2 protein-coding genes are annotated in these 1279 nt (G+C 37.5%); both read right to left on the bottom strand.

The genetic code is table 11. The annotated features are described in order from the left end of the window. Positions 1–112: 112 nt before the first annotated feature. Positions 113–253, bottom strand: coding sequence for a hypothetical protein (locus KVG29_RS12315; protein WP_252228721.1), 141 nt, complete (start codon positions 251–253; stop codon positions 113–115). After that, complete coding sequence (locus tag KVG29_RS12310) at positions 234–788, bottom strand: RNA polymerase sigma factor (protein ID WP_252228720.1); 555 nt, start codon at positions 786–788, stop codon at positions 234–236. Before KVG29_RS12310 ends, KVG29_RS12315 begins: the two co-directional genes overlap by 20 nt. Between the last annotated feature and the right edge of the window lie 491 nt (positions 789–1279).

The following is a 1279-nucleotide window of genomic DNA, read 5'->3' as shown; positions in this document are numbered from 1 at the left end:
ATCTTACTTATTAAGCACTCTTAATTACTGTGTTTTTATATTTTTAGTCTATATTCTGTTGCCAAAGTCCATGTTTTGATAACAATTCTCTTATCGTTGACTTTTTCATTATTTATTTGACACTACCTTGGTTTTCATAATATTCAATTTTGGATTCAATACCCTTCCATATATCCTTTTTAAGGTTTAGGGATGTGTCTGTGGCTTTCAAAAGAGCGTCTTTGATCTCTTGGTCAAAAATTTTTTCCTCCATTTTTTTCCCTCCCTTCCTTCATTTTTAATAAAGCTTGTTTAAGCCTTTCACGCCCTTTGAAAAGCCTTGATTTTACGGTGTTTATATTTACATCCAAGATCTCGGCAATTTCCTTTTCTGAAAAATTATTGAGATATTTCAGTATAATTGGTATCCTGTTTATTTCTTTAAGCCCCTGTATTGCAGCATACAGTTCCTCGTATTCCTCGAATTTATAGTCGTCCCTCTGTGAGCCTATGGAATGGTCATCTAAATACTGGTCTATGGGTATCACCTTTGATTTGCACTTCGTGATCCGGTTGCATTCGTTTACCAATATTCTGTAAAACCAGGGCTTGAAGGGTTTTTCTTCATCATAGAAGATGATGCTTCGGTAAACCTTTATAAAGGCTTCTTGAACGGCATCGGACGCATCGGCGCTGTTTTTGGTGATGGCAAATGCTGTACGTATGGCATATTCCGCGTATTCGTTGTACAGCTGTTCAAAGGCTTGTTTATCACCTTCTTTAACCCTGACAATCACATCCTTTTCCACCTGTGCACCTCCTTTTCGGTCTTTCTATATAAAATACCCTTTTAAAAAGGAGAAAAGTTTTCGAAATTGTAACATTTTCGCTCTGCTACGTATAAAACCTTATAGGCCAGATGTCCATATTTTGATTTAGATTAAGAGAACCAGCAATAGAGCTATAAACTATTCAGCGATTGTATTGGTGAAGGTATAAGTACAACACAAATGACATATGGCATTTTGTTAGAGGGATTTCAATGTGGCATTATTACATAATAATACACTTTGATAAAAAGGGTATTGACAAGCAGGGGTTGTGTGTGCTAATCTATAACGGCTGTTGGCCAAGGGAGCTGATGGCGGCTTAAGAGAGCGTAATAAAAGGAACAAAAAAGGGTATTGACAAAGTAAAGTTGATTTGATAGTATATAATTCGCCGCTCTGGAGGGGGCGGCGGAGGGAAATGGTCCTTGAAAACTGAACAGTGGTTGGAAGGCCAGGTCAATTCTGGAGAG

Source organism: Caldicoprobacter algeriensis (assembly GCF_023838525.1).
GTDB classification, from domain to species: domain Bacteria; phylum Bacillota; class Clostridia; order Caldicoprobacterales; family Caldicoprobacteraceae; genus Caldicoprobacter; species Caldicoprobacter algeriensis.
Note: the sequence above shows the minus strand (reverse complement) of the source record. Positions and strands in the feature narration are given on the sequence as shown.

What these genes read in the sequence shown, in the direction of transcription:
- KVG29_RS12315 (WP_252228721.1), bottom strand. Translation starts at nt 253, where the DNA reads ATGGAGGAAAAAATTTTTGACCAAGAGATCAAAGACGCTCTTTTGAAA.